22 protein-coding genes, 1 tRNA gene and 1 pseudogene are annotated in these 23,912 nt (G+C 70.9%); 10 read left to right on the top strand and 14 right to left on the bottom strand.

Annotated elements, in window-relative coordinates; genetic code table 11:
* From CJZ86_RS05210 to recA, 4 genes and pseudogenes are all read left to right on the top strand, one after another.
* Positions 1-499 (top strand): annotated as a pseudogene (locus tag CJZ86_RS05210) (AAA family ATPase); the annotation flags it as partial.
* Positions 500-611: 112 nt separating this feature from the next.
* A tRNA-Gln gene (locus tag CJZ86_RS05215) sits at positions 612-683 on the top strand.
* 21 nt (positions 684-704) lie between these two features.
* Positions 705-1,505, top strand: coding sequence for an HAD family hydrolase (locus CJZ86_RS05220; protein ID WP_094584908.1), 801 nt, complete (start codon positions 705-707; stop codon positions 1,503-1,505).
* 170 nt (positions 1,506-1,675) lie between these two features.
* Positions 1,676-2,878, top strand: coding sequence for a recombinase RecA (recA, locus tag CJZ86_RS05225; protein ID WP_233133856.1), 1,203 nt, complete (start codon positions 1,676-1,678; stop codon positions 2,876-2,878).
* Between the two features lie 39 nt (positions 2,879-2,917).
* Here the strand turns inward: recA and CJZ86_RS05230 are convergent, their stop codons facing one another.
* From CJZ86_RS05230 to CJZ86_RS05240, 3 genes are all read right to left on the bottom strand, one after another.
* Positions 2,918-3,283 (bottom strand): DUF1815 family protein, encoded by a 366-nt coding sequence (locus CJZ86_RS05230; protein ID WP_094584910.1) that lies wholly within the window; start codon positions 3,281-3,283, stop codon positions 2,918-2,920.
* A gap of 137 nt (positions 3,284-3,420) precedes the next feature.
* The gene (locus tag CJZ86_RS05235) at positions 3,421-3,672 is read right to left on the bottom strand and encodes a DUF2839 domain-containing protein (RefSeq protein WP_094584911.1); all 252 of its coding nucleotides are present in this window, start codon (positions 3,670-3,672) and stop codon (positions 3,421-3,423) included.
* 28 nt (positions 3,673-3,700) lie between these two features.
* A complete protein-coding gene (locus CJZ86_RS05240) occupies positions 3,701-5,158 on the bottom strand; it encodes a helicase (RefSeq protein WP_094584912.1) in 1,458 nt (485 codons plus the stop codon).
* A 43-nt stretch (positions 5,159-5,201) separates the two neighbouring features.
* Between CJZ86_RS05240 and CJZ86_RS05245 the strand changes: the two genes are divergently transcribed.
* The 4 genes from CJZ86_RS05245 to CJZ86_RS05260 all read left to right on the top strand — a co-directional run bounded on the left by CJZ86_RS05245 (position 5,202) and on the right by CJZ86_RS05260 (position 8,810).
* Positions 5,202-6,104, top strand: coding sequence for a prephenate/arogenate dehydrogenase (locus CJZ86_RS05245; RefSeq protein ID WP_094584913.1), 903 nt, complete (start codon positions 5,202-5,204; stop codon positions 6,102-6,104).
* A 71-nt stretch (positions 6,105-6,175) separates the two neighbouring features.
* Positions 6,176-7,297, top strand: coding sequence for a magnesium/cobalt transporter CorA (gene corA, locus CJZ86_RS05250; protein WP_094584914.1), 1,122 nt, complete (start codon positions 6,176-6,178; stop codon positions 7,295-7,297).
* Positions 7,298-7,467: 170 nt separating this feature from the next.
* On the top strand, positions 7,468-7,845 hold the full coding sequence (locus CJZ86_RS05255; RefSeq protein WP_094584915.1) for a hypothetical protein: 378 nt from the start codon (positions 7,468-7,470) through the stop codon (positions 7,843-7,845).
* Positions 7,824-8,810 (top strand): ATP-grasp domain-containing protein, encoded by a 987-nt coding sequence (locus CJZ86_RS05260; RefSeq protein ID WP_094584916.1) that lies wholly within the window; start codon positions 7,824-7,826, stop codon positions 8,808-8,810. Before CJZ86_RS05255 ends, CJZ86_RS05260 begins: the two co-directional genes overlap by 22 nt.
* On the opposite strand, the gene CJZ86_RS05265 is transcribed toward CJZ86_RS05260, so the two are convergent.
* From CJZ86_RS05265 to CJZ86_RS05300, 9 genes are all read right to left on the bottom strand, one after another.
* Positions 8,762-9,472 carry a hypothetical protein gene (locus CJZ86_RS05265; RefSeq protein ID WP_094584917.1) on the bottom strand — a complete coding sequence of 237 codons (711 nt, stop codon included), beginning with the start codon at positions 9,470-9,472 and terminating at the stop codon, positions 8,762-8,764. The genes CJZ86_RS05260 and CJZ86_RS05265 overlap by 49 nt on opposite strands.
* Positions 9,473-9,592: 120 nt before the next feature.
* A complete protein-coding gene (locus CJZ86_RS05270; RefSeq protein WP_094584918.1) occupies positions 9,593-10,303 on the bottom strand; it encodes a hypothetical protein in 711 nt (236 codons plus the stop codon).
* A 9-nt stretch (positions 10,304-10,312) separates the two neighbouring features.
* Positions 10,313-11,125 carry an META domain-containing protein gene (locus CJZ86_RS05275; protein WP_143594040.1) on the bottom strand — a complete coding sequence of 271 codons (813 nt, stop codon included), beginning with the start codon at positions 11,123-11,125 and terminating at the stop codon, positions 10,313-10,315.
* A 16-nt stretch (positions 11,126-11,141) separates the two neighbouring features.
* Entirely contained in the window at positions 11,142-11,291 is a 150-nt protein-coding gene (locus tag CJZ86_RS16925; protein ID WP_158219505.1) for a hypothetical protein, read from the bottom strand.
* 54 nt (positions 11,292-11,345) lie between these two features.
* The gene (locus CJZ86_RS05280) at positions 11,346-12,401 is read right to left on the bottom strand and encodes a metallophosphoesterase family protein (protein ID WP_094584920.1); all 1,056 of its coding nucleotides are present in this window, start codon (positions 12,399-12,401) and stop codon (positions 11,346-11,348) included.
* Between the two features lie 70 nt (positions 12,402-12,471).
* On the bottom strand, positions 12,472-13,956 hold the full coding sequence (locus tag CJZ86_RS05285; RefSeq protein WP_094584921.1) for a mechanosensitive ion channel family protein: 1,485 nt from the start codon (positions 13,954-13,956) through the stop codon (positions 12,472-12,474).
* Positions 13,953-16,085, bottom strand: coding sequence for an adenylate/guanylate cyclase domain-containing protein (locus CJZ86_RS05290; RefSeq protein ID WP_233133857.1), 2,133 nt, complete (start codon positions 16,083-16,085; stop codon positions 13,953-13,955). Before CJZ86_RS05290 ends, CJZ86_RS05285 begins: the two co-directional genes overlap by 4 nt.
* 155 nt (positions 16,086-16,240) lie before the next feature.
* Positions 16,241-19,348, bottom strand: coding sequence for an efflux RND transporter permease subunit (locus CJZ86_RS05295; protein ID WP_094584923.1), 3,108 nt, complete (start codon positions 19,346-19,348; stop codon positions 16,241-16,243).
* Complete coding sequence (locus CJZ86_RS05300; protein WP_094584924.1) at positions 19,348-20,559, bottom strand: efflux RND transporter periplasmic adaptor subunit; 1,212 nt, start codon at positions 20,557-20,559, stop codon at positions 19,348-19,350. The genes CJZ86_RS05295 and CJZ86_RS05300 overlap by 1 nt, the downstream gene beginning before the upstream one ends.
* Before the next feature lie 172 nt (positions 20,560-20,731).
* Between CJZ86_RS05300 and CJZ86_RS05305 the strand changes: the two genes are divergently transcribed.
* Positions 20,732-21,283 carry a PadR family transcriptional regulator gene (locus CJZ86_RS05305; RefSeq protein WP_094584925.1) on the top strand — a complete coding sequence of 184 codons (552 nt, stop codon included), beginning with the start codon at positions 20,732-20,734 and terminating at the stop codon, positions 21,281-21,283.
* A 51-nt stretch (positions 21,284-21,334) separates the two neighbouring features.
* On the opposite strand, the gene CJZ86_RS05310 is transcribed toward CJZ86_RS05305, so the two are convergent.
* Entirely contained in the window at positions 21,335-21,928 is a 594-nt protein-coding gene (locus CJZ86_RS05310; protein ID WP_094584926.1) for a hypothetical protein, read from the bottom strand.
* 171 nt (positions 21,929-22,099) lie between these two features.
* Here CJZ86_RS05310 and CJZ86_RS05315 point away from each other — a divergent pair, with 171 nt between their 5' ends.
* Positions 22,100-23,281, top strand: coding sequence for a serine hydrolase domain-containing protein (locus CJZ86_RS05315; RefSeq protein ID WP_233133858.1), 1,182 nt, complete (start codon positions 22,100-22,102; stop codon positions 23,279-23,281).
* Here the strand turns inward: CJZ86_RS05315 and CJZ86_RS05320 are convergent.
* Positions 23,253-23,741 carry a hypothetical protein gene (locus tag CJZ86_RS05320; protein WP_233133859.1) on the bottom strand — a complete coding sequence of 163 codons (489 nt, stop codon included), beginning with the start codon at positions 23,739-23,741 and terminating at the stop codon, positions 23,253-23,255. The genes CJZ86_RS05315 and CJZ86_RS05320 overlap by 29 nt on opposite strands.
* Positions 23,742-23,912 lie beyond the last annotated feature (171 nt).

A 23,912-nucleotide genomic window follows, 5' to 3' on the forward strand; every position in this document is an offset into this window, starting at 1 on the left:
CGCCCTGCGGGTCTACGGGGTGGGGCTGGCGGCCCAGCAGCTGGAGGAGGCCGTGCGCCGCCGCCAGCTGCCGGTCCAGGTGGTGGAGGGCCCGGAGCAGGCGGATGCGGTGCTGAGCGTGCGCGGCCAGCTGGGGCGCGACCCGGAGCTGCGCCGCCAGGCCCGCGACCTCGGCCTGCCGATCCTGGTGATCAAATCCGACACCCCCCACCAGCTGCAGCGGGCCATGGAGCGCCTCCTGGAGCGGCGCCGGGGGGGAGGCGGGACGGACGGGGAGGAACCGGCCGCTCCGGCCCGCCTCGACGACGCCCATGCGGCCCTGGAGGAATGCCGGCTTGCGGTGGAGCAGGTGGTGCTGCCCGAGGGCCGGCCGGTGGAACTGCTGCCCCGCAGCGAAGCGGTGCGGGCCCTGCAGGCCGAGCTGGTGCACCACTACCGGCTGCGCAGTGCGGTCTTCGGGCGCGGCCTGCAGCAGCGGCTGCGGGTCTTTCCCGCCTGAAGGGGCCTGCCGCCGTGGTGGACGCCGGCGAGTTGACGAAGGACCAGCCGCTGTGGGTAACTAGCAAGGCGCCGGTTTCGGACCGACGCCTGTCCCATCCCATGGGCTTGATTGGGCCGTCGCCAAGCGGTAAGGCATCGGGTTTTGGTCCCGACATTCCTAGGTTCGAATCCTAGCGGCCCAGTTTTTTCTCCCCTTCCCACCGGTGCCTGAACGCCCGCTGTTGGTGTTCGACTTCGATGGCGTGCTGGTCGACGGCATGGTCGAGTACTGGTGGTCGGCCCGGCGGGCGGCCCTGGCCCTGGTCGCCGGGGAGGCCGGCGAGCGCGGCACCGCCGCCCCCGGCGACTGGCATCTGCCGGAGCAGGCGCCGCCGGGGTTCGCCCTGTTGCGGCCCCTGATCCACAAAGGCTGGGAGATGGTGCTGATGGCCGCCGAGCTGGGCCGGCCCGACATCGATCTCGACGCCGCCCTGGCCGACTACGAGACCTTCCTCGGGGCGGCCCTGCGGCGCTGGGGCTGGACCACCGACCAGCTGCAGCAGGCGCTCGAGGGGCTGCGGGCCGAGGCCATCGCCGCCGACCCCGACGCCTGGCTGGCCCTGCACCGCTTCTACCCCGGCGTCGAGGCGCGCCTGCGGCGCCTGGCGGCGGAGGGGGCCGACTGGGCGGTGCTCACCACCAAGGGCGGGGCCTTCGCCGCCCGCCTGCTGGCCGCCGCCGGCCTCACGCCCCTGGCCCTGTACGGCCACGAACAGGGCAGCAAGCCGTCGGTGCTGGCGCGGCTGCTGGCCGGGCACGACCCCGCTGCGCGTCCCCTGTGGTTCGTCGAGGACCGGCGCCCCACCCTGGAGCTGGTGCGGCGCACCCCCGGGCTGGAGGCGGTGCGCTGCTATCTGGTGTCCTGGGGGTACCTGGGCCCCGGGGACGGGGAGGGGCTGGCCCCCCTGGGCATCCGCTGGCTGGAGCCCGCCGGTTTTGAGGCCCCCCTGGCGCTCTGGCCATGACCCGCTAGAGTACGCCCGTACTACACGGGATTGATACGCCGGCCTCTCCGGGTGGCACTGGTTCTCCAGAGGTCGCAGGATGGCGCCCGGTTCCGGCCCCCTCTCCCATCCCCATCCCCCGCCTGCACGGCTCCAGCCGGCTGCGGCCCGTTCCATCACCCACCCCCACCATGCCTGCCGATTCCAGGGCCACGGCCGCCGCCGCAGCGTCTTCCTCCAGCTCCCCGTCCACCTCCTACGTGTCCGCCGCCGCCCCCAGCGGCGATCCCCGGGCCGCCGCCGAGCGCGACAAGGCCCTGGGTCTGGTGCTCACCCAGATCGAGCGCAACTTCGGCAAGGGCTCGATCATGCGGCTGGGGGATGCCTCCCGCATGCGGGTGGAAACGGTCCCCACCGGGGCCCTCACCCTCGATCTGGCCCTCGGGGGCGGCTATCCCAAGGGCCGGGTGGTGGAGGTCTACGGACCCGAGAGCTCCGGCAAGACCACCCTCACCCTCCATGCCATCGCCGAGGTGCAGAAGCGCGGCGGCGTGGCGGCCTTCGTGGATGCGGAGCATGCCCTCGATCCGGTCTATGCCGCCGCCCTCGGGGTCGACATCGAAAACCTGCTGGTCTCCCAGCCGGATACCGGCGAGATGGCCCTGGAGATCGTTGACCAGCTGGTGCGCTCGGCCGCCGTCGACATCGTCGTCGTCGACTCGGTGGCGGCCCTGACGCCCCGGGCCGAGATCGAAGGGGAGATGGGCGACCTGGCGGTGGGCAGCCAGGCCCGGCTGATGAGCCAGGCCATGCGCAAGATCACCGGCAACATCGGCAAGTCCGGCTGCACGGTGATCTTCCTCAACCAGCTGCGCCAGAAGATCGGCGTCACCTACGGCAACCCGGAAACCACCACCGGTGGTAACGCCCTCAAGTTCTATGCCTCGGTGCGCCTCGACATCCGCCGCATCCAGACCCTCAAGCGCGGCACCGAGGAGTACGGCATCCGGGCCAAGGTGAAGGTGGCCAAGAACAAGGTGGCGCCCCCCTTCCGCATCGCCGAGTTCGACATCCTCTTCGGCCGCGGCATCAGCACCCTGGGCTGCCTGCTCGATCTGGCCGAGGAAACGGGCGTGGTCACCCGCAAGGGCGCCTGGTACAGCTATGAGGGCGACAACATCGGCCAGGGCCGCGACAACACGATCGCCTGGCTGGAGCAGAACCCCGGGCCGAAGGAGGTGATCGAGACGCTCACCCGCCAGAAGCTCACCGAGGGTTCCGAGGTCACCGCCAACTCGATGAAGCCCCTGGCGGCGGCGGCCAAGCTGGCGGCCGCCAAACCCTCCGCCGGTGCCGACGCCCCCGAGCTGGAGGAGCTGCCGGCCGCGGGCTGATTCCGGGGGCCCCTGAGGCAGGCCCCCGGGGCGCCTGGCTCAGGGCTGGGCCGGCAGAGCCGCTCCGGAAGTCCTGGTGCTGGCTGCGGCCGGCTCGGCCGTGGGCTGCAGCACCAGCACCACCCGCTGCAGTTCCTGGATCGCGTCGGCGCCCTCGAGCTTCACCAGCTCCTGGCCGTTGCGGGACTCCACCCAGCTGATGCCGAAATCGGACACCAGCAGCCGCACCATGTGGTTGTCACCCAGGTCGGCGACGAAGGAGGCGCCATGGCCGTCGCGGCCGTCGCCGCAGGTGTAGCAGGTGGCTACATGGCCCTGTTTCCGCAGGGACACTGCCAGGGCCTGGAGGCTCAGGATCAGATCCTCAACGGCCGAGCGGTACTGCTCGGCCAGACGGAGAAACATGGGTCGTTCCCATCACGATCCGCAGATCATAAGGATTTCTTCCGATTCTCGCCAGGCGCCCCGGCCCGGCAGGGTCGCTAAATGGGGAGACCCGCACCCAGGAGACCCGCACCAGGTAAGCCCCCCGGTGTCCCTGCTCAGCCGTCGGCCAGGGTCCACCAGCCGGCCGCCGGGCCGATGAAGCGCACGGTGACCCAGAAAAGGGCCAGGCCGCCGATGCCGATCCAGGCCCCCTTGGTGGTGATCGCCACGAAGCGGGAGGCCTGGTCGCGGGTCAGGGGCAGCCAGTCGACGATCCGGGGGGACGTGTCGACGGTCTTGGTTTTGCTGGCGCGTGGCTTGTCGCGGGGCGGCAGACCCTGCTCGGCCCGGCGTTTGGCTTCCCCCATCAGGCGTTCGGTGGCAACTGGCAGCAGGCTAGGAGTCGGGCCGCAACCGGTTCAGGGCCACCCAGGGCTCCAGGGCGGTGAACACCAGCCGCCCCCAGCTGCGGCCCCGCAGGCGGCCGTCCAGCACCGCCAGCCGGCCGCCGCTGCGGCGCAGCCCCGCCACGCCCCGCTGCAGCCGGTTGAGGGCCTCCGGCAGCAGCAGTTCCCGGAACCAGTCACGGCCCTGCTGGCGCAGCACCCCCACCCGGGCCGCCGTGAGCGGATCCTCCAGGCTGGCGATCGGCAGCAGGCCCACCACCACCTGGCAGGGCAGGGGCAGGCGCGGCTGGTTCTCCAGCCACCAGTCCCAGCTGCAGCACACCACCCCGTTGCTCTCCGGGGCCAGGTTCTGGTGGCACACGCGGCTGCCGAACTCGGCGGCCAGGCCGCTGGCCAGGCCCAGGCACAGGGCCGGATCGTCGATCAGCACCACCGACAGGCCGCCCTGGCCCAGGACCAGCCGCCGGCCCTGCTCCAGCAGGTGCTCGGCGTACTGGGGACTGTTGGGCAGGGGCTGGCGCAGGGGGGCGTAGAGGGGCAGGGGGTCGGAGAGGGGGGGATCGGCCAGGTCCAGCACCACCGCGGGCTTCAGCCCCAGGGCGGCACCGGAGGCGGGCTGGCCCTCCGCCGCCCGGCCGGTGGCCAGCTCCCCGATCAGCACCGCCCCCCGCCCCACCAGCAGGCCGGCCAGTTCGTTCAGGGGTTCGAGGGGTTGGCGCAGCAGGTTCCACTGCAACAATGACGGATCCACCCGGGCCCAGCTGCTCCAGCCCGCCCCGGCGCTCAGCCAGCGGGGCCAGGGCTCGGGGAGGGGCTCCAGCAGCCGCAGCAGGTGGCGCAGGGGGGCCTCGTCATCGTCGGCCAGGGCCACCAGCCGGTGGGGGGAGCGGGGATGGGCGAGCACCCGGCGGCTGAGCCGTTCGTGCAGGGCCAGCAGGCAGCCTTCGGCGCTGGGCTGGACGCGGCGCAGCTGGTCCCAGTGGCGGGGCTCCAGCTCCACTTCCAGGGCCTCGCGCAGGGCCGCCTCCAGGGTCTCGGCCTCGGGGATCACCAGTTGCCGTTCCCCCAGTTCGCCCTGGCGCCAGGCCGTCACCAGCTCGCGGTGGTCGAGCAGCCAGAGCGGGGTGCCGGCGGGGGCCCCGGGCCCTTCCCAGCAGGCCAGCTCCAGGCCCACGCTGCGCAGCCGGGGCCACTCCACCCGCAGCAGCCGCTGGCGCAGGGCCGGGGTGACCACCAGGGCCAGGGGGACCTCGCTGAGGGCCAGGGGCACCAGCAGGCTGATCCACCAGCTGGGGGCGGTGCCGGGGGCCAGCCGCACCAGGGTGTGGTCGGCCCGGCGCAGGCTGCGGGCCACCAGGCGGCTGAGGGTGAGGTGATGGGGCCAGCGTTCCACCCCCTCTCGCTGCAGGAGAGCCTTGAGGTGCTGGTGGGCGCGGGCTTCCAACATCGCCGGATCGTAGGAAGCTGGCTCCAGCCGATCCGCAGCGACGATGACACCCCTCTGGCAGAGCGAACCGGTGGGGGTGGTGGGCCTGGGGCTGATCGGCGGCTCCCTGGGGCTCGATCTGATGGCGGCCGGGGCCCAGGTGCGGGCCCTGGTGCACCGGCCGGCCACTGCCATGCGGGCCAGGGAGCGGGGGCTGGCCAGCGTGGTGAGCACCGATCCGGCCGTGCTGGCGGGCTGCGGGCTGGTGCTGCTGGCCCTGCCCCTCGACCGGCTGCTGGAGCCGGATCCCGCCCTGCTGGCGGCGCTGCCGGCCGCGGCGGTGATCACGGATGTGGGCTCGGTGAAGGGGCCGGTGCTGCGCCGCTGGCGCCAGCTGCTGGCGGCGAGCGGCGGCGGCCCGGCGGCGTCCCGCTTCGTGGCCTCCCATCCGATGGCGGGCACGGCCCGGGCCGGGGTGGAGGCGGGGGAGAGGGGGCTGTTCCAGGGACGGCCCTGGGTGGCGACCCCGGAGCCGGACACCGACCCGGCGGCGCTGGCGGCGGTGCGGGAGCTGGCGGAGGCCCTCGGGGCCCGCTGGCTGTGCTGCGACGCCGAGGCCCACGACCGGGCCGTGGCCCTCATCTCCCACCTGCCGGTGCTGGTGGGGGCGGCCCTGCTGCAGGCGGCCGACGCCGGGGGCGATGCGGCCTGCGCCACCCCGGAGGTCGGGGCCGGCCTGGTGCGGGCCCTGGCCTCCAGCGGCTTCGCCGACACGACCCGCGTCGGCGGCGGCAACCCGGAGCTCGGCATGCTGATGGCCCGTTCCAACCGGGAGGCGCTGCTGGAGGCCCTGGGGCACTACCGGCGCTCCCTGGCCGGCCTCGAAGCGATGGTGCGGCAGGAGGACTGGGGCGGACTGGAGCAGTCGCTGGTGCTCAGCCAGCAATTGCGGCCCGACTTCCTCTGACTCGGCCCGACTTCCTCTGACCGTGGGATGCCGATAGGCTCCGTGCCACATCGATGCCTCCGGGCCCGGCGATGAAGACCAGGCCATCGCGACCGTCTCCGCGCATCCGCGGCGCCAGTGGCGCCACGGGCGGCCGTGGAATCCGCAGTCGCCGGATCCGGCCCGGGTCCTCCCCGGGCACCGTGGTGTTCGTGGGCGAGCAGCGGCTGGCCAAGGTGCAGATCGATGTCATCCATTACGACGCCGATGGCTGGTCGGAGCATCGCGATTTCACGGTGAACGGCTGCGCTGAAGCGGTGACGGAGGGCAGCATCACCTGGATGAACGTCAGTGGCGTCCATGACGTCGCCCTGGTGGAGCGTCTCGGCGAGTGCTTTGGCCTGCATCCGATGACCCTGGAGGACATCGCCAATACCACCCAGCGCCCCAAGGTGGAGGAGTTTCCGGGCTATGTCTTCATGGTGTTGAAGATGATCGCCTTCAACGAAGACACCCAGACCATTGACATTGAACATGTGAGCGTCGTCCTCGGCGATCACTTCGTGATTTCCTTCCTTGAGGATGACGGCGACGTCTTCGACGGGGTGCGTGACCGGATCCGTTCCTCCGGCGGCCGGATCCGCTGGATGAAGGCCGACTACCTCGCCTACTCCCTGCTGGACGCCGTTGTCGACCATTACTTCCTGGCCGTGGAACGGATGGGCGACATCATCGAGGAAGTCGATGATCGGCTGCTGGAGGATCCCCACCCCGGCGACATCAAGGAGATCCATGGCCTCAAGCGGGCCATCCTCAGCCTGCGCAAGGCCGTCTGGCCGATCCGGGAGGAGGTGGCCATGATCGTCAAGAGTGAGTCCTCCCTGCTGACGGCCGAGAGCCGGGTGTTCTGGCGCGATCTCTACGACCACTGCATCCAGATCATCGATCTCGTGGAAACTCACCGCGACATTCTCGGGGGTATGCATGACACCTACCTCTCGATCCTCAGCCATCGGATGAACGAGGTGATGAAGGTGCTGACGATCATCTCCACCATCTTCATCCCGCTCACCTTCATTGCCGGTGTTTATGGCATGAACTTCAAGGAGATGCCCGAGCTGGAGTGGCGCGGTGGCTATTACTCGGTGTGGGGCGTGATGATCGTGATCGGCATCTCCCTGTACCTCTATTTCCGCCGCAAGCAGTGGCTCTGAGGGCCGTGTCGGGATCAGCGGTGGTTATGTAGCCAATGCCACTGATTTTGGCTTTTCTTTCTCCCCGCTACGGATCATTGCCGCGCCGGGCCGTTCGTGGGCAGGGGCCTCACCCGTTTCTACGGTTGCTCAGGATGCGTTGAACACGCGTGAGTTTCCTGAGTGATGCCATGCAGCTCCTGAGGGACGCCGGCACGGCGGCGGGCCTCTCCGAAGGGGCCATCCAATGCCATGCCGGCTGCTACCGGGAGAACCTGTCCCGCTGCAGCGAGGCGATGCTGCAGTACGAGCGGGTGTGGCTGCAGCAGCAGCTGCGGGCCCTGCGGGACTGCGAGGGCCATCCGGTGCTGATGGCCCGGGTGGGCGGCGAGGATCGGCTGCGCGCGCTGGTGTCCCAGAGCGTGCTGTTCCAGCTGCTGCTGCAGAACGAGTTCGCCCGCCGCGGCCTCACCCCCGAGGAGCCCCGCGGACCGGTGGTGGCGGCCGAGGAGGCCTGGGAGATCACCAGCGTGCAGGTCAAGCGCGAGTGGGGGATCCTGCCCACCTGAAGCGCATCGCCCTGCTGCACCTGGGGCGGATCCACGACGAGACGCCGGCGCTGCGGGCCCGTCTCGCCCGGCGCGGCATCGCCAGCGAGCTGGTGCCCCTGCCCCCGCTTGCTAAGGATGGCGCCCCTGCTCCTGACTGGGGACGCTTCGATCTGGTCAGTGTGCGCGACTGCCGCGGCAGCCACCGTCACGGTGACTTCCTGCCCCGGATCCGGGCCCTGGCCCAGCGGCTCGAAGCCCTCGGGGTGCCCCTGGCCAACCCCTTGCCGGTGATCGAGGCCGGCCATGCGAAGAACGCCTACCTGCCCCAGCTCGCTCAGGAGGGGGTGGCCCTGATCCCCAGCCGCTGGCTGCCCCGCGGTTGGTGCGGATCCCTGGCGGAGCTCCTGGACACGTGTGGTTGGCAGGAGGCGGTGCTCAAGCCGGCGGTCGGCTCCCTTGGGTGGCACACCTACCGGGTGCGCCGCGAAGGAGCGCACCTGACGATCACGTCAGCCGATGGCAGCCGGCCCGTGGTCGCCGGCGCGATGGCGGCAGGCGCGGTTGATGGCTGGCTGGCCTCCCTGACCCGTGGCGGGGAGGTGTGTCTGCAGCCGTTCCTGCCCGGGGTCTGCATGGACGGGGAGTTCAGCGCCGTGATGCTCGGCGGACGTTTCTCCCACGCGGTGGCCAAGACCGTGGCGGCCGGCGGCTGGATCGCCCACGAACGCTTCGGGGGCGCCAACACCCCGCGGGAGGCCAGTGCGGCGGAGCGACGGTGGGCCGAGGCGATCGAGGAGCGCCTGCGCCGGCGCTTCGGGGTGCTGCCCTATGCCCGCATCGACGGACTCCGCGATGGGGCGGGCGAGCTGCTGCTGCTGGAGTGCGAGCTTGTGATCCCGCGCCTGTTCCTGGGTGAGGGCGAGGCCTTCGACCGTTACGCCGAGGTCCTGCTGGGCCCCGCCAGCACCCGCATGGCCTGGTAGCCGTCGAGGGTGGGGGGTTCGCTTTCGGGCAGCTCCTCGGAGCGCAGGGCCACGGCCACCGTCGCGACCCAGGGGCGGGTGCCCGTGTCGGTGGGGAACACCAGCACCACGGTGCCGGCCGAGGGGGTGGTGGCGGGATCCTCCGCCAAGATCTCCAGGGCCACCCGGGTGCGGCGGCACTGGAGGGCACGGGCTTCCAGCAGGGCCACGAACTCGTCGGTGTTCCAGCGCGCCTCGGTGCCCTGGCAGGGGAAGCGCTCACTGAGGCCGGCGGCGCTCAGCTCCTCGATGGTGCTGCTGCGGCGCCCATCCCACACCAGCAGCAGGTTGGCGTCATGGCTGAGGGCGTTGCTCTCCACCCGTTCGCGATCCAGCACCAGACGACGCTCGAGGCCCTGCTTCTCGGCGGGCATCGAGAGGCACACCTTGAGGGCCTGGGCCACCTCACAGCTGCGCCCTTCGCAGAACCCCCGATGGGCGGTGAGGATGTCGTCGGCAGCGGCCACGATCTCCAGGGCCGGCAGGCTCTGGGTCAGCTCCTGCATCATGGCGTTGAACAGAACACCCCCATCTCCGAAGGGGCCGCGGTCGGGATCGGTCGCCTCCAGCATCTGATCGATGGCGGAGCGCACCAGCTCCCGCCTCCAGGTCAGATACGTCATGGGGAATCACTCCGGGTGCAATTTTTTTCAGTGTGTCCCCAGGGGCGAAAACAAGCCACGAGCTGTTACATTCCCCGGCTTTTGTATCAACGACCACTGTTCAAGGTGTTGGATTCGTGATCAAGCGGCTTCCCGTCGCAGCCGCAGCATGGGCGTTTCGCCCTCGAAGCCCTCGTCGTAGGCGGTGTCCTCGAGCTGCCCCTGCCAGCCAGGCGGCAGCGTGGCCAGCAGGGGCTCCACCCAGGGATGGACCTTCGGGCGCCGCTCGATCGTGTGGGCGGGGTAGAGGCGCACCTCCCGCCGGCTCACCCGCAGCAGTTCGGCCAGGGCGCGGCGATGCCATTCCAGGTCGAAGTCGGGTTGTTCGCTGAGCCCGCCGTCGGCGATCGGTGCGTAGCAGAAGAGCAGGTGGCCGCAGAGCACCAGATCGAAGCTGGCCGTCACGAAGGGAAGGCTGGGCAGCGCCGCCGCCCGGTAGGCCTCCGGGTGGCCGCGCCGGTCGGCGAGGAACGCCTCCAGGGCCTCCAGCTTGCCTTGCTCGAACCGGGACAGGTCGAACTCCGGCCGCAGCGAGTGACTGCGGGCCAGGCGCTCCATGGTGAAGGCGACGTCGTCGCGGCAGCGCTGTTCCAGCTCCGCCAGTGACAGGTCGTAGAGGGGGTCGGCCGCCACGCTCTCCACCCCGGCGGCCCGGGCCAGGGCGGTGAACGAGCCGGGACCGCCCGGGCAGTCGAGCAGCCGCTGGCCGCGCCAGTCCGCCAGGTCGAGGTTGAAGAAGGCCAGGGCGTCGGCCCCGGTGCGTCCGAAGAACACCACCCTTGGCAGATCCATACGTGTTCCTCAGGACCCCGCGATGCGCCGGAGACTCAGGGCGATCGCGCCGTCGGCGCGACGCATCTCGAGGGCGTCGCCTTCCAGCCGCAGCGTGACGGCCGTGGGCAGGGCGGCCAGGAACTGCCGCTCCTGCTCCATCACCCCGGCGCCCGGACAGCGCCTGCGGGTCGCCACTGGCGTGCCGATGCGCAGGCGGGTGCCCTCCAGCCGCGCCGGCGCGGTGAAGTTGTTGCAGCCCGCCGAGCCGGAAATCTGGCCGCCTTTCAGGAAGCGCACCGACAGAGACGTGCCCAGGATCGGGCTCACCAGGGCCTGGCGGCCGTTGTTGAAGCCCGCCACCCGCCAGGTGCTGCCCACCAGCTGCTGCGCCTGGGGCGCCAGCACCAGCAGGGTCCGGCCATCGGCGGCGAGCAGGCGCAGGCGCCCGCCGTCGAAGCGGAAGCTCCGGCTGTTGCGCAGGGCGCTCTGGAAGGCCTCCGCCTGCTGCATCACCACCGGCGGGCAGGCCATCTTCGTGCTCATGCCCCGTTGCGACACCTGCAGGGCCGTTCCCCGCACGCTGACGGGGGCGCCATAGCGGTTGCAGCCGTCGCTGCCCGCCACCCGGCCGTTCTCGAAGCGCAGCGTCAGGCTGGTGCTCCCCACGGGCGGCCGTTCCCCCAGCCGCTCCACCACCCAGGCGGTGTTCTCCAGCCGGGCGGCGGCCGCGGTGGAGGCGAGCGCCGCGGCCTGGGGAGCCGCCGGCAGGAGCACCAGAGCGGAAACGCCGGCCAGGCCGGCCAGGGGGGTCCGGGGGCGGCGCTGTTCGTTCGCTTGCATCGTGATCACAGGGAACTCAGGAACCCAGGCGGGAGGCGATCCAGGCGCCCATGCCGCCGGCGGAGGGGTGGGGCACCGCGTCGCGGTCGAGCCACCAGAACGAGAGGGCCAGCACGTTCAGACCGATGACCAGGGCGTAGATCCGCCAGCCTTCCGGGAGCTTCATGACGTAGGCCTGCGATGGCGGCGACGATAGATCCGCCGCCGCTGGCCCCGTCCCTCAGGCGCCCGGCCGCCGTGGCAGTTGCCGGCCGGCGGCGTCTGTGAGCGAGCGGGGCAGGCGCTGCGGGTCGATGGGCCGCAGGGTGCGCAGATCGAAGCTGGTGTCCACCAGCCGGGGCGGGTGGCCGACCAGGTCCAGCACCGTGAGGGTCTGGAAAGGGTTGGTGGCCTGACCCAGCAGCCGGCGGGGGCCGCTGCCCATGGCGCCGAGGTGGAACAGATCCAGCTGGCCCAGCCGGGCCGGGAAGTAGGCGTGCTGGTGGCCGCTCACGTAAGCCTCCACCCCGTGGCGCTCCAGCAACTGCTGCAGGGCCGCCGGCTGGGCCAGCACCTCCCCCGGGCGGTCGCGGCCCTGGCTTACGGCCCGCAGCGGCAGGTGGCCCACCACCAGGCGCCGGCCGGCGGAGCGGGCGGCGGGGCCCGCCAGGACCCGCTCCGCCCAGCGCAGCTGCTCCGCCGGCACCTGGGCGGTGGAGGCGTCCCACACCAGCACGAAGGCGTCCTTCTGGCGGATGGCGTAGTGGAAGGGAAAATCGCCGCTGTCGACGAACGTGAGCCCGAGGCTGTCGCGGCGCGCCCGCCAGAAGCGGGCCGCCTCGCGGCGCTCGTCGTCGAAGAGGTAGCGGCCGCCGGAGCGGGCGCCGGAGGCGTCGTGGTTGCCCATGGCCGGCGCGAACGGCAGGCCGGCGCGGCGCAGCGGACTGAGAACGCTGCGATCGAAGCCCGCCCACATGGCGGCCAGCCGCGCCTGCCCCAGCCCCGCCTTCTGGCCCGCCACCATGTCACCGGCGCAGATCACCAGATCCGGGCGCAGCGAGGGGATCAGGGCCACGCCCCGGTGCACCTCGTCGATGTAGGTGGTGGAGCCGTAGGAGGCGTTGAGGTCGCTGATCAGCACCAGGCGGGTGCCGCCGCGGGGTGGGGCCACCAGGCCGCCGGCCGCGGCCAGATCATCGGCCAGGGATCGGGCCGGCCGGATCGCCTGCCAGAGACCCGCCCCCAGGGCCAGGCCCGAGAGGGTGAGCAGCTGACGGCGGCCAAGGGGCGGTGGCATGGGGCGGCAGCGGGGGTGGACCACGGCAATCCTGACGCCGGCAGCCCCTGGCTCCGGCAGGGGCCGCCCTTCACATCAGGCCAGGTTCCGGGCTGCCGAAGGGGGCCTGGGTCTGGGCCTGGGTCGTCTCCTGGATGGCCAGGCGGCGGCTCTCGAGGATCTGGCCGATCTCGCGGGCGAAGCTGGGCTGGCGGTCGATCATCTGGTTGACCACCGTGGCGGAGATCTTCATCACCTCCAGGTCGTTGCTGGCCGCGATCGTGACGGCGCTGGGTTCGCCGGAAAACAGACTCATCTCCCCGAAGAATTCGCCGCTTCTGAGGGACAGCAGTTCGCGATCCTCGCCGGTCCCATCGCGTCGGGTCATCAGGGCCTGACCGGCCACGATGATGTAGAGGGCGTTGCCCATCTGGCCCTGGCGGATCACCTTTTCGCCGGCGGCGAAATGCTGCAGGGAAATGCCGGAGGCGGAGGGGGTGACGCTGTCGTCCTCCCGGTTGATCGGGACGTAGGAGGGGATGGCCTGCAGGCTTTCACTGAACTTCTTGGCGAGGCCCTTCTGCTGGCTCGTGGGGCCGTGGAAGTTGTAGACGGTGCGGATCGGGAAGGGGATGGAGAGATTGTTGCGTTTGGCCGCGTACCACACCCGGGTCATGAAACGTTCGCGGATCTGCTCGATCTCGCCGTAGTCACGGATGAAGAACTTCACCTCATAGGTGACAGCGGAATCGGCATAGGCGAGGGTGAACACATCGGGCTCGGGATCCAGCAGGATCCCCTTGGTTTCCAGGGCCGTGCTCTTGAGCACCTGCCGGGCCAGGTTGGGGGGATCGTTGTAGGAGAAGCCGATCTGGATCCGCTCGGCGTGGATCGGGGTGGGTTTGGTGAAGTTGCGGATCACCTCGCTGCTGATCAGCTTGTGGGGAATCACCACCATCTCCTGCTCCAGGGTGAGCAGGCGCACGGCGCGCCAGTTGATGTCGATCACCTGGCCCACCACGCCGCTCACCTCGAGCCAGTCGCCCACCGTGAACGGCCGCTCGAACAGCAGGGCGATGCCCGACATGACGCTGCCGAGGGTGTCCTGCAGGGCCAGGCCGATGACGATCGAGCTCACCCCGAGGGCGGTGACCAGGCCGGCCAGATCGGCGTTCCACACGGTGGCCAGCACGAAGGCGGTGCCCAGCAGGATCAGAAACAGGCGGGCCAGATCGATCAGCAATTTGGGCACCCGGGAGCGCCAGGTGTCGGCTTCGGCCTGCTCGAACAGGATCACGTTGAGCAGGGAGAGGGAGGCGTGGATCACGCACACCCAGAACACCGTCTCCACCGTGCGGAACAGGCGGGTGCCGGGATCGACCTGGAGCAGGTGCTGCAGGAAGACCAGCAGCGCCAGCATCGGCACCAGCACGTCCCGCACCAGCCGCACGGTGCCGGCGATGGCCCGCCGCCGCCGCTTGAGCCGGTGGATGATTTCCCCCAGCAGGATCGTGGCCAGGGGGAAGCCGAAGGCCAGGCCGATCCCCCAGAGCCAGATGGGGGTGGGGGTGCTCATGGGGCGCTGACCGGCTCGCCCGCCGCCGCCGCGGTGGTGCTGGTGAGCCGCCAGACCTGCAGGGCGGGCTGGGCCTCGGCGGCCGCGCTGGTGCGCTCGAACTGGTAGAGGTCCTCGAGCCGGTGATGCACCACCGCCGAGACGAGCACGGCCCCGGCAGGACTCACCTGGCTGAGCAGGTGGGCCGTTTTCACCGTTTCTCCCCAGATGTCGTAGACGACCCGGCTCTTGCCGACGATGCCGGCGAGGATGTCGCCGGAGTGCACACCGATCTGGATGCCGAGGTCGAAGCCCCGCTCCAGGTTGAAGCGCCGCAGGATCCCGAGCATTTCGATGGCGAAATCGAGGGCCCGTTTGTCGTGGTCGAGATAGGGCACCGAGAGGCCGCACACGGCCAGGTAGCTGTCGCCGATCGTCTTCACCTTCTCGAGGCCGAAGCGTTCGGCCAGGTCATCGAAGGAGGCCACGAGGTCGTTGAGAATCGCGAGGGATTCATGGGCGCTGAGGGTGGACACGAGCCGGGAGAATCCCTTGAGGTCGGCGAACAGGACGGCCACGTTGCTGACCTCCTCGGCGATCTGGGTTTCGCCGCGCTGCAGACGGCGGGCGATGGCGGCGGGGAAGACGCTGAAGAGCAGCTTCTCGTTCTCCTGGTTCTTCTGATCGACCAGGGCCGTCTGGGTCTGGAGGCTCTGCACCACGGCATTGAAGGACTGGGCCAGCTCGCCGAACTCATCGCCCGAATTCAGGGCCGGGATGCTGGTGAGTTCGCCGGAGGAGACCTTGCGGGCGCTGTCGATCAGCTGCTGCACCGGCTTGACGAACAGATGGGCCAGGGCCATCGCCAGCACGGTGACCACCAGGATCAGCAGGGTGACGGTGATCAGGATCTGATGCTGGAAGGCGTGGATCGGGGCGTAGGCCTCCGACAGGTCCATCTGGGCGAGGATCACCCAGTCGAAGCCCTTGATCTGTAGGGGGGCGTAGGAGCTGAGCACCGGCACGCCGCGGTAGTCGATCACCTGCTGGGTGCCGCTGCCGCCGGCGATCGCCTTGGTCACGGCCGGGGTCGTCACTGGCTGCTGCAGGATCGTGGTGCCGTACTGGCGCAGGCGGGCGATGGCATCGTCCTTGACGCCGCGGGAGGAGAGCTGGGCCAGGTAGGCCTTGGGATCCTCCAGGTAGAAGCGCGAGGCGGAGCGCATCAGCGTGTCCTGGCCCACCAGGATGGTTTCCCCCGACTCGCCGAGGCCGTCCTTCTGCCAGGCCTGGTTGCCGGTCATGACGTTGTTGATCTCGTCGACGGGCATCTGGAAGGCCAGGACCCCCACCAGGGTGGAGCCGTTGTAGATGGGGGCGGCGATGAAGGAGGCGGGGGTGCCGTAGGAGGGGGCGTAGGCGGCGAAATCGACCAGCTGGGTGAAGCCCTTCTCCTTGGAGGCGATCACCTGACGCACCAGCTGGGCGAGGTTGCTGTCCTTGTAGGGGCCGTTCTGGAGGCTGGTGGCGTAATCGGTTTCCTTGAAAACGGTGTAGACGATCTGTCCCTGCGGGTTGATCAGGAACATGTCGTAGTAGCCGAATCTGGCAACGATGTTGCGGAAAATCGGGTGATAGCGGCCATGCACCTGGGAGTAGGTGCTGCCGTCGCGGGCGGCCACGAGCTGCTGCTTCTTGCCGACGGGATTGGGGTTGGCGGCGATGTAGTTGTACTGGAGGTGCCGCGTGGCCTTCCCGTTGGGGAGATAGGCGGGCAGATTCGGTGTGCCGGAATGGATCTTGTCGAGGCGCGGCAGGAACTGGGTACGGTAGTAGTTCTCTAACGCCTGCCCTGACCCGGCAGGCTCGGGTGCGGTGGCGAGCTGGCGATAGGCCGCGTCGAACTGCTCGACGGCGGCGATGATCGACAGATCCTCACTCAGGGTCTGGGTGTGATTCTGGATGGTTCGGAAATAGGACTCAATCTGATAGGCCTTGGAGGCGCGAACGCTGGTGAGCTGATTGAAGACGCGATCGGTGAGATTGATCTGGCCACTGCGATAGCCCAGGGCGGCGGAGAAGAGGGTGGAAAAGCCACTCACCAGAAGCAGCATCAGGATCAGCTTGGATTTGATGCTGAGCTGATTCACCGAACCTCTGGAGAGGTGACGCATCCACACCAGAGCTGTGACCACTGAAATGCAGAACGTCAGCGTAGTCGGCCGATTCCACTGTTTTGTATTGATTGCAACCCTTCCCTTCGCCATGGCCTGCCGGGGCACCGCGTCGCCTCAGGGCCGGCGCTTCATGCCGCAGAGCTCTGACCAGGAGCCAGGGATGTCGGGTCAGCCGCGGCTTTGCTGGCCCGCGCCAGCAGGCCATGGGCGGCCGGCACGTAGTACAGGGCCAGGGCCGTGGCCCCCACCAGGCCGCCGCAGACCGCGATCGCCAGCGGCGGCCAGAAGCCGGAGGGATCGAGCATCAGGGGCAGGAAGCCGACCACGGTGGTGATCGTGGTGGCGAGCACGTGGCGGGTGGCGTGCAGCACCACCGCGGCGGTGGCGGCCGGATCACCGCTGCGGGCCAATGGATCGGTGCGGATGGCGGTGAGCACCACGATCGAGTCGTTCACCGCCAGCCCGATCAGCCCGAGGGTGCCGAGGATGGCGGTGAAGCCGAAGGGCGAGCCGCTGAGCCTCAGGGCCAGGGCCGCCAGCCCCACCGACAGCAGCGCCACCGACGCGATCAGGGCGGCCATCCGGAAGGAGCGGAAGGACAGCACCAGGGTGGCGGTCATCAGGATGGCCAGCACGCCCACGGTGGAGAGCAGGTTCCCGACCGCCTCGCCGCGGGCATCGGCCTCGCCGCCGTAGGCCAGGCTCACCCCGGCCGGCAGCTGCCAGCCCTCCCGCTCGAGCTGGCGGCGGAAGTCCCGCAGCACGGACTCCGGCAGCGCCCCCGCCGTCAGGAAGGCCTGCACCGTGTTGATCCGTTGCCCGTCGCGCCGTTCGATCGCGGCCAGCTCCGGCTCCAGCCGCAGCCCGGTCAGGGCCCCGAGGGGAATCGGTGCCTCGCTGCCGGGGGCCACCAGATCCAGCGAGGCCACCTGCTGGAGATCGCTGCGCTGGGCCTCGGCCACCCGCACCCGCACCGGCACGGTGGTGACCCCCTCCAGGATCGACCCCCCCACGGTTCCCTCGAGGCCGCCCTGGAGCTGGCGGGCGATGGCGCGGTTGTCGAGGCCGCTGCGCCGGGCCTGCTCCTCGTCCACCGCCAGGGCCAGGCGGGGCACGGCCTCGCTCAGGCTGGCGGCGGTGTGGGTCACAGGCTCCAGCTGGGCCAGGTGGCGGCGCAGCTCGTCGCCGGTGCGGCGCAGCTGCTCCAGATCGGCCCCCTCCAGCCGCAGCTCGATCGGCGCCTCGAAGGGGGGCCCCTGCTCCAGCTGCTTCACCAGGATCTGGGCCTCGGGGAACTCCTGATCCAGCGCCTGCTGGAGGGAGCGGATCGTGGGCCGCACCCCCTCCGCCCCCCGCAGCTGCACCAGACCCTGGGCGTAGTGGGGGGCGTTCTCCTCGGAGGCGATCACGTTGTAGAAGAACGGCGGGGCGCTCTCGCCGAGAAACCAGTGCACGTCGTCGACGTGGGCGTCCTGACGGATCCGCTGCCGTACGGCCATCGCCAGGGCCTCGGTGCGCCCCAGGGCGCTCTGCTGGGGCAGCCGCAGCTCGATCTGGAACTGGTCGCGGTTGGTGGGGGGGAAGAACTGCTGCTCGAGGCTGCCGAAGGCCAGAAACCCCAGCAACGGCAGCAGCAGCGACAGGGCCACCCCCTTCCCGGGATGGCGCAGGGTCTGGAGCAGGGAGCGGCGGTAGGGGCGGTCGAGGAGGGCCGGGGTGATCCCCTGCTCCCACCAGCGCACGCCTGGCCCCAGGGGCTGCCAGGGCTGCAGCCGGGCGGTGAGGGCCGGGATCACCGTGAGGGAGAGGAACAGGGAGCTGGCCAGGGCCAGGATCACCGTCAGGCCGATGGTGCCGATGAATTCCCCGGTGGCCCCCGGCGAGGTGGCGATGGGCACGAAGGCCAGCACGGTGGTGAGGGTGGAGGCCAGCAACGGCACCAGCAGGTACCGCACCGAACGGCGCACCGCCTGCCCGGCGCTGTCGCCGGAGCGCAGCCGCTGCTGCACCTCGTCGACCACGACGATGGCGTTGTCGATCAGCAGCCCCAGGGCGATCACCAGGCCGGTGGCCGACATCTGGTGCAGGGGCACCTCCAGCACCCGCATCCAGCCGAACACCATCAGGGCCGACAGGGGCAGGGCCACCCCCACCACCAGGGCGGCCCTGCCGCCGAGCATCAGCACCGACACGGCCACCACCAGCAGCGAGCCGGTGATCAGGTTGCCGATCACGCCGTCCAGGCGCTCCTGGACGTAGCGGCTCTGGTCGAGCACGGTGTGTAGCCCCAGGCCCTCGGGCAGGGTGGCGCGCACCGCGTCGAGCTGGGTGCGGGCCTGGCGGGCCCAGAGGTCGACCCGGGAGCCGGAGGCCACCGTGGCCGACACCACCACGGCCGGCCGGCCCCGCACCAGGGCCAGGCGGGCGGCGGGTTGGCGCACCCCGCGGCTGACGGCGGCCACCTGCCCCAGGCGGGCGCCGGCCCCATCGGCGCCGCTCTGCAGGGGGATGGCGCGGATGCGCTCCAGGGAGTCGAGGGCGCCATCCACCTCCAGCAGCAGCTCGCTGCGGGGGCCCCGCACCTGGCCGGCGGCCTCCTTGGCGTCACTGGCGGCGATCCGTTCGGCGAGCGCGCCCGGGGTGAGGCCGAGCCGGGCCAGCTCCCGGGCGCCGATCTCCACCCGGATCTCCTCCTCCGGTTCGCCGCTGAGCTCCACCCGGTCGGTGCCGGGGAGGGCGCGCAGGCGGCTGGCCAGGTCGTCGGCCAGCCGGGTCAGCAGGCCCAGGTTGGGGGGGGTGTCGAGCTCCCAGGTGAGGCCGACGATCAGGGCGCTGGCGCCGATGTTGCCGTCGCGGAACTCCGGGTCGGTGGCCTCCGGCGGCAGGTCGGGGGTGGCGTCGTCGATCTTGCTGCGCACCTTCCCCCACACCGGCGCCACCTGGCGGATCGACTCCTTGAGGCTCACGGCGATCACCGAGGTGCCGGTGGAGGAGGTGGAGTCGAGATGGTCCACCTCCTCCAGCTCCAGCAGGGCCTCCTCGAGGGGTTCGGTCACCAGGGACTCGACCCGCTCCGGCGTGGCCCCCGGCAGGGCGGTGACCACCAGGGCGTTGCGCGGGGTGATCAGGGGGTCCTCGAGCCGCGGCAGGGTGAGCAGGGCCGACAGCCCCCAGACCACCACCAGCAGCAGGGTGAGCAGCTGCAGCTGGCGGTTGCGATGGAAGACATCGAACATCAGGGCGCCTCCGTGACCCGGACCCCGGGCACGACCCGGTGGGTGCCGGCGGCGATCACCCGGTCGCCGGGGCGCAGGGTGCCGCGCACGAGGGAGCGGTCGCCTTCGCTGTGCAACGGCTCCACCAGGCGCCGGACCACCTGGCGGCCCTGCTCCGGCGAGGGGCCGGCGGGGCCCAGCACGTACACCGACCAGAGGCCCCGTTCGGCGGCCACCAGGGCGGTGGTGGGCAGCCAGAAGCCGGCGCCCGTTTCGCTGCGCCGCAGGCTGAGGCGGGCCGTGGCCCCCACCGGCAGGTCCTCGGCCGGCAGCCTCAGCACCACCGTGGCGGTGCGGCTGCCGGCATCGAGTTCCGGCAGCAGGGCGCTGACGGTGGCCTGCAGGCGCCGATCCCCCACCCGCACCGGGTGGCGCTGCCCCGGCCGCAGGCCCCGGGCGGCGTCGGGGGGCACCCCCACCCGCAGCTCCAGGGGGGCCGCCTCCACCAGGGTGATCAGCGCCTGGCCGCCGCTCACCACCACGCCCTCATCGAGCCGCCGCCGGCTCACCGTGCCGTCGAAGGGGGCCACCAGCACGCTGCGGGCCAGGTCGACATCGATCTGGCGCAGGCGGGCCTCGGCCTCCTCGACCTGGCCTTCGGCCTGGACCAGGCGGCTGCGCAGGGCGGCGCTGCCGTGGATCTGCTGGTCGAGGTCCTCGCGGGAGATCGCCCCCTGGGCATGGAGCCGCCGGCGGCGGTCGCGCTGCAGCTCCGCCAGGATCAGCTGCTGACGCACCTCCTCCACGGCGGCCACCGCCACATCCCGCTGGGCCAGGGACTGCTGGCGCTGGGCCCGGAGCCGGCGGCGATCGAGGTGGGCCAAGGGCTGGCCGGCCACCACCCGGTCCCCCTCCTCCACCAGCACCCGCTCGAGGGTGCCGGGCAGCTCGAAGCCGAGGCTGCTGCTGCGGCCGGCCACCACCTCACCGGTGTAGTCGCGGCTGGTGAGGAACCGGCTCACCGGCTGGGCGGTCACCACCGCCACCGGCAGGGGGCGCTGGACCTGGGGGCGGGGTTGCCGGAACACCGCCACGGCGATCGCGAGGCCGGCGCCGGCCGCGGCGATCGCGATCGGTGGCCCCCAGGAGGGGGGCCGGCCCCAGCGGGTCCGTCGCAGGGCGCTCAGCAGCGCTGGCGGCGTCGCCGGGGGCGTCGCGGTGGCGGAATCCATGGGGGAAGGCGGCGGGACCCCCTCTGCCCGGCACGACCTGTGCCAGGCACAGAGCTATGCAACAGATTGGGTATGCGCCAAAGTGTATGCACAACTTGTTGGGCAGGTCAATCGGTTCCGGCGCCGGCTGGGTCAGGATCGACTCCCCAGCCGCTGCGATCTCCCCCCTGCCATGGCCCTGGCGCACACGATCCTCACCGTGCTCTGCGAGCGGGACGCCAGCGGCTACGACATCAGCAAGCAGTTCGAGGAGACGATGGCCTGCTACTGGACCGCCAGCCAGCAGCAGATCTACCGGGAGCTGGCCCGGATCGAGGCGAACGGCTGGGTCCGCTGCCAGGTGGTGCCCCAGCAGGGCCGGCCGGACCGCAAGGTGTACGCCATCACCGAGGCGGGCCGGCGGGAGCTCAGCCAGTGGGCCGCCGAGCCCTCACTGCCCACCCCGATCCGCGAGGACCTGCTGGTGAAGGTGCTCGGCGGCCCCTACAGCGAGCCCGCCCAGCTGCTGGCGGAGGTGCGCCGCCGCCGCGCCGTCCATGCCGGCCAGCTGGCCTCCTATCGGGAGAAGGAGGCCCTGGTCCACAGCCATCCGGCCCTGCCGCTGCAGGAGCAGTACCGCCACCTCACCCTGCGCCGGGGCATCCTGTTCGAGCAGGAATGGATCCGCTGGTGTGATGAGGTGATCGCCTTCCTGGAGGGGCAGCCACTGGCGCCCGAAGGCTGACGCCATCGGACCTGCGCACCTGACGCACCGCGCCGTGGCGGCCGCCACGGCTCAGGGGCCGGCCGGCTCGAGGACGCGATGGCTGGGAACCTGATCGAGGGCCATCAGACGACGCTCTACGGCAGGTCCGTTCGCCTGCAACCAGGCCGCCATGGCGTCCCCCGTCTTCGGGCCATAGACGCGGTGGCTGACGATCACCGCAATGCCGCGGCCGTCTGTCAGGCGCCAGCGGGCGAAGACGGCCTCGCTGAAGGCGCGGGTGGGGAAGAGGGCCACGACCAGGTGCTCGGCCGGGCGCTCGGCGGTGCGGGGAATGGAAGCCGTGCGCAGCACCGTGGCCCCGTGGCGCCGGTAGTTGCCAAGGGCCCGGTTGGCCATCTCGGCCAGCCCCTCGCCGTCGCTGACCCCGGGGTAGGTGTTGATGGTGACCATGTCCGTCCAGCGGCTCAGGTCGTCCTGGCCCGCCGGGGTGAACTCGTGCTGGTGCTGGGACGACCAGCGCAGCCGGTAGGTCTGGCCGGAAAAGTCCAGCGTCACCGGGGTGGCCGGGGGGCCGGCTGCCGCGGGCGTGGCCATCGCTCCGCTCAGCGCAACAGCCACCAGCAGCGGGGCGGCCCAGCGACGCAGGCCATGGGGGCTGGGCATGGCACGTCGCAACCAGGGGCAGGGTAGGAAGCTCACCGGGATCGGCAGGCGCCAGGGCGCGTAGCGTTGCCGCTTCCTGAGCGAGCCGGTGTGGATCGTCGCTGGTTCGCCCCACTGGGACGACGGGTCCTGGGAGCCCTCCTGGCGGGTTGCCTGGGCGGAGCGGGACCCGTGCAGGCCGGGACCGCTGACGGGGCCCCGCCGGCGGCCTCACCCCAGGCGGCCGGCATTCTGCGGATCGTTCGCCAGCGGATGGCCGACGACCACCTGAGGGCGGTGATCGTGCGCGTCACGATCGACGGCAAGGAGGTGGTCACCGAGGCGATGGGCGAATCCATGACGGGCGTGCTCGCCACGGAGGACATGCACGTCCGCAACGGCGCGATCGCCATCTCCTACGTGGCGACGCTGCTGCTGCAGCTGGTCGACGAGAAGCGGGTGAGCCTCGACGACAAGCTCGCGAGGTGGCTGCCGGAGATCCCGAATGCGGAGCGGGTCACCCTCGGTCAGCTCGCCCGGATGACCTCCGGCTACCGCGACTACGTGATCGGCAATGCCGCGTTCGAAAAGACCCTGCTCGAGAACCCGTTCCGGCAGTTCTCCGTGCAGGACCTGCTCGCCTACGCGGACCTGAAGACGCTCTGGTACGAGCCCGGCACGAGCTGGAACTACGCGCACACGAATTACCTCCTGCTGGGCCTGGCGCTGGAGCGGATCACGGGCCAGACGATGCCCGTGCTGATGCAGGAGCGGATCTTCGGGCCCCTGAAGCTCCGCAACACCCGGGACCCCGGCGGTACGCCCGCGATCGCGCCGCCGGTGCTGCACGCCTTCTCGTCGGAACGGCGCCAAGGCCTCGGCATCCCGGCGGGGACGCGCTTCTACGAGGAGTCAACCTTCTGGAACCCGTCGTGGACGATCACCCGCGGTGCGGTGCAGTTCACCACCATCCACGACATGGCCACCTCCGCCGAGGCGATCGGCACGGGACGGCTGCTGTCGCCCCAGAGCCACAGGCTGCAGATCGCTCCGACGCTGCGGGGCTTCGGCCGGCCGATCGAGGGCTGTGCCACCTGCGCCACCCTCAACGACTTCTACACCTATGGGATCGGGATCGTCCTCTCGGGCCCCTGGCTGCTGCAGAACCCGCTGTTCTCCGGGCAGGCCGGGGTGATGGCCTATCTGCCCTCACGGAAGATCGCGGTGGCGGTGGCGGTCACCTTCGACGAAGAGGCCTTTGATGCCAGCGGTGGCTACTGCAATGCCGCCGATGACATCTTCCGCGCGATCGGCGCCTATCTGGCGCCGCAGGACGCCCCGCCCGTCAGAGCCCCTGCCAGAGAAAGGTGTTGAAGGATCGCTCGCCCAGCTGGCTCCGGTACCTGAGGGTGTTCTCGCTGGAGAGACTCACCACGGCGCCGAGCCGGTCGGCCAGCTTGAGGCACTGCTGGAACTGCGGCGCGCTGTAGCACTGCACGTCGAGCTGGTTGCAGCCCGCCGTGGGCAGCAGGCTGGCCTGGAACGGCTGGATGCTGCAGAAGATCGGTTTGGGGTACAGCCGACGCAGCAGATAAAAGTCCTCCAGGGAGTAGTTGGCGAAGAAGTGATCGTCCACCTGGATCGCGTCGCCGTGGCGGGCTTCGTGAACCAGTTGGTCGATCCGCAGCCCCCGGTACTGGGGCGACTGCACCCACACCACCGGCAGCAGTCCCTGGCGCCGCGCCGCCTGGGCCGCCTCCTGCTGCATCACCTCCGACACCTTGCGGACATCGAGGAACACCACCTTGAAGTCGCTGCCCCGGATGTCGGCCATGACGCCGTTCAGGGACTGCCGGGAGGCGTAGTACCAGATCTGGGGCTGGGACAGCCAGGTGCCGTTGGGGGCCGCCGCCGCCGCTGCCGTGCTGAGGGCCAGGGCCGCGGCCAGGGCGGCGATCGTGGCGGCGGTCGTGGCGGTGGCCAGGGAGCGGAATGGGTTGGCCAG

It is taken from the genome of Synechococcus sp. BO 8801 (assembly GCF_002252675.1).
Classification (GTDB): Bacteria; Cyanobacteriota; Cyanobacteriia; order PCC-6307; family Cyanobiaceae; genus Cyanobium.

Bases quoted from the DNA above. Each gene is read 5' to 3' on its own strand.
- recA (WP_233133856.1), top strand. From the start codon at position 1,676: ATGCCTGCCGATTCCAGGGCCACGGCCGCCGCCGCAGCGTCTTCCTCC.
- CJZ86_RS05230 (WP_094584910.1), bottom strand. From the start codon at position 3,283: ATGTTTCTCCGTCTGGCCGAGCAGTACCGCTCGGCCGTTGAGGATCTG.
- CJZ86_RS05235 (WP_094584911.1), bottom strand. From the start codon at position 3,672: ATGGGGGAAGCCAAACGCCGGGCCGAGCAGGGTCTGCCGCCCCGCGAC.
- CJZ86_RS05240 (WP_094584912.1), bottom strand. From the start codon at position 5,158: ATGTTGGAAGCCCGCGCCCACCAGCACCTCAAGGCTCTCCTGCAGCGA.
- CJZ86_RS05245 (WP_094584913.1), top strand. From the start codon at position 5,202: ATGACACCCCTCTGGCAGAGCGAACCGGTGGGGGTGGTGGGCCTGGGG.
- corA (WP_094584914.1), top strand. From the start codon at position 6,176: ATGAAGACCAGGCCATCGCGACCGTCTCCGCGCATCCGCGGCGCCAGT.
- CJZ86_RS05255 (WP_094584915.1), top strand. From the start codon at position 7,468: ATGCAGCTCCTGAGGGACGCCGGCACGGCGGCGGGCCTCTCCGAAGGG.
- CJZ86_RS05265 (WP_094584917.1), bottom strand. From the start codon at position 9,472: ATGACGTATCTGACCTGGAGGCGGGAGCTGGTGCGCTCCGCCATCGAT.
- CJZ86_RS05270 (WP_094584918.1), bottom strand. From the start codon at position 10,303: ATGGATCTGCCAAGGGTGGTGTTCTTCGGACGCACCGGGGCCGACGCC.
- CJZ86_RS05275 (WP_143594040.1), bottom strand. From the start codon at position 11,125: ATGCAAGCGAACGAACAGCGCCGCCCCCGGACCCCCCTGGCCGGCCTG.
- CJZ86_RS16925 (WP_158219505.1), bottom strand. From the start codon at position 11,291: ATGAAGCTCCCGGAAGGCTGGCGGATCTACGCCCTGGTCATCGGTCTG.
- CJZ86_RS05280 (WP_094584920.1), bottom strand. From the start codon at position 12,401: ATGCCACCGCCCCTTGGCCGCCGTCAGCTGCTCACCCTCTCGGGCCTG.
- CJZ86_RS05285 (WP_094584921.1), bottom strand. From the start codon at position 13,956: ATGAGCACCCCCACCCCCATCTGGCTCTGGGGGATCGGCCTGGCCTTC.
- CJZ86_RS05295 (WP_094584923.1), bottom strand. From the start codon at position 19,348: ATGTTCGATGTCTTCCATCGCAACCGCCAGCTGCAGCTGCTCACCCTG.
- CJZ86_RS05300 (WP_094584924.1), bottom strand. From the start codon at position 20,559: ATGGATTCCGCCACCGCGACGCCCCCGGCGACGCCGCCAGCGCTGCTG.
- CJZ86_RS05305 (WP_094584925.1), top strand. From the start codon at position 20,732: ATGGCCCTGGCGCACACGATCCTCACCGTGCTCTGCGAGCGGGACGCC.
- CJZ86_RS05310 (WP_094584926.1), bottom strand. From the start codon at position 21,928: ATGCCCAGCCCCCATGGCCTGCGTCGCTGGGCCGCCCCGCTGCTGGTG.
- CJZ86_RS05320 (WP_233133859.1), bottom strand. From the start codon at position 23,741: ATGGCCGACATCCGGGGCAGCGACTTCAAGGTGGTGTTCCTCGATGTC.